The sequence below is a fragment of the Yersinia sp. 2542 StPb PI genome (assembly GCF_048593855.1).
Lineage (GTDB): Bacteria > Pseudomonadota > Gammaproteobacteria > Enterobacterales > Enterobacteriaceae > Yersinia > Yersinia enterocolitica_E.
The window spans coordinates 1-2,339 of sequence record NZ_JAZGQA010000331.1 but is presented as its reverse complement, the minus strand read 5'-3'; the positions used below and the strand labels follow the sequence as shown (position 1 = coordinate 2,339).

The following is a 2,339-nucleotide window of genomic DNA, read 5'->3' as shown; positions in this document are numbered from 1 at the left end:
TTTATTAGTATTATCGCGGCCTTCAACCTTTGTATAAGCACTAAACTTCCCCACTGCGTCTCGAAAAATAACGCGGCTTAATTTAGTAGAAGCCCGCTGGGAAGTACCTTCACTATGATAGCCACCAAAGTATCCACCAATAACCTTCTCATATTCAGAACGATATAAGGAAGCATCTAGCAACCAATAGCCAAGTGGTAAACTGTAATTCATAGACCAAGAACTTTGACTATCGGTTTTGGCATACAAATCATTGTAAGCATAATAGAAAGATAAAGAGTCATTAAATCCGGAAAAATTATTTACGGTCAAAGTCGAATTGTATTGATGCCAACCATCATCTTCACGGCCTGAGTTATTCATCCCTACAGAGAGTGAAATAGGAAAATAACTTGAATTACTGAGATCTAAAGTTGAGTAGCCAAAGTCATCCGATGGAACAATTTGTAATTTATCAGTCCTTGAAACTCGAAGTAAGTTATCCAACCCTTGGTCAATATCTGACATTTTAAGTTTATTCCCTTGGGCAAAAGGAATTGCACTAAACAGCCTGGTTTTTTCAAAGAATGTGGGTGGATTCCCCTCGACACTAAACCCTGAAATCTTCCCCCATAATACCTCTAATTTAAGTACCCCCTCACGTAAACTACCCGGTTGAACAGTCACCAGCGTTGTCGCATAACCCTTGCCAACATAGAAATTGGTCAAATCCTTAACCAATTCCATTATCTCCTTTTGTCCCATCTCAGTATCTAAGAATTGCATAATAATCTTCTGCCTTTGTGGTGAATTGGCATAGATATCATCGTTTTCAATACTAATATGATGAATAAAAAACGTATATTTTGACTTCAAAAGATTATCCTCATGCTGCTCATTGAGAATATTATTCTGACGTCTTATTTCGCTCTCTCTACGTTTTTCATCTTGAATCATTGAGCGTGTACGGCTACGTTCCAGTCTATCTAATTCTCTGGATGCGTTTGATGCTTGAGTATTTAATTGTGGTGGCTGTATTTGAGCATTAACCTGTGCGCACATAAATGCGAATGGCGCGACAATGCAGCCTGTTAAATACATCCTATTAATAATAACCATTCTGACGATACCAAACATGATATTACTCTATCGTTAAATTGAAATAAACTTGGCCAGCAACATTTCCTGATGTGATGTTTTTCCTATTTGGATCCACTATGTATATTTGGGCAAAATATTTTAGATCTTTATGTTCATCTACGTTAAATATAATTTCGGATGATTTTGTACCATCCACCTGTTGAGCATTAATCCCATTCCCAGTTAACATCCTTGTCCCTATTCCTTTCGCACCACCATTTTCAACGGGAATAGTATTTTGGATAACCCCTCTAGAGGAGGTTACAGGTTGTTGTTCAACAGTGGTAAATGCTATTTTTACAGAAGACGCCTGTGGACAATATACTGAGATTGAAAATGGAATTGGAGTTCCATGTTTATTACCTGTATTGAAATCAGAAAGAGGATAATTTCCCAAATCAATATTTAAATTTGAATTTGCGATCATACAGGAACGTACAACAACTGAAGTATTGGCTGTTAACACTATAGATAATAATGTTAGACTATTGCTTGCCTCCTCAGCTGCAGTAAGGACAACCTTTGCAATTTCACCCTGGGGGATATCCCCTGCTGTTATTTTTCCGGTTTGAATAAATTCGATTAATAAACTGTCGTTATTTATGGTGCAAGGCGATTGACAATCTTGAATCGTTGGAAAATAAGCAGCGTCACGGCTAACGGGCCATTTTATTCTGATTCCTACACCACCAATTTCAGTACTGTATACATCAGGAAGAGCTGATAAAGAATTACCGCGCGTATAAGTAGACGTTAGGCGGGTTTTTACCCCCCCCCCACAGGTATAATTTAATGTATTAACGGGAATAAGCCGCGATCCAAGAACAGAACCTATTGCTCCATTTTCTGCTGGGTTAAGAACCAATTGAGGCATAGCAACCGTTGCTACATTTCCCGAACAGGTTGCAGCTATTACACTCGAACTCATCCAACCTAACGACAAAGCAATAAGGGTTAACATCCTAATAATTAACATATAACATTCACCTCAATTAGGTTAGCTACTTTCATTACGACAAATAGTGTTGACGATTTTTATGTTTTCATAGTCAGAATAGAGTTCAGGTATATAGTTGATAAAACATTTCTGTATGCCTTCTTTACTGTTCCAAACAATAGTAATACTCTGCGATTTCTCACTCGAGAGAATGATATTCCCACCTTGACCAACCACACCTAGTGAATCACCAGCAGCATTATAGGCGTTGGCACCAAAGGGG

Annotated in this window: 3 protein-coding genes; all 3 read right to left on the bottom strand. The window is 38.1% G+C overall.

The genetic code is table 11. From position 1 onward, the window contains the following. Positions 1-1,116 (bottom strand): ShlB/FhaC/HecB family hemolysin secretion/activation protein (locus V1952_RS21265; RefSeq protein WP_420075494.1); only part of this gene is annotated, 1,116 nt, incomplete at its 3' end. A 4-nt stretch (positions 1,117-1,120) separates the two neighbouring features. Then, positions 1,121-2,095: a fimbrial protein gene (locus V1952_RS21260; protein ID WP_420072369.1), complete on the bottom strand. Its 975-nt coding sequence runs from the start codon at positions 2,093-2,095 to the stop codon at positions 1,121-1,123. Positions 2,096-2,116: 21 nt separating this feature from the next. Continuing rightward, a partial coding sequence (locus tag V1952_RS21255; protein WP_420075493.1) for a FimD/PapC C-terminal domain-containing protein occupies positions 2,117-2,339 on the bottom strand: 223 nt, incomplete at its 5' end.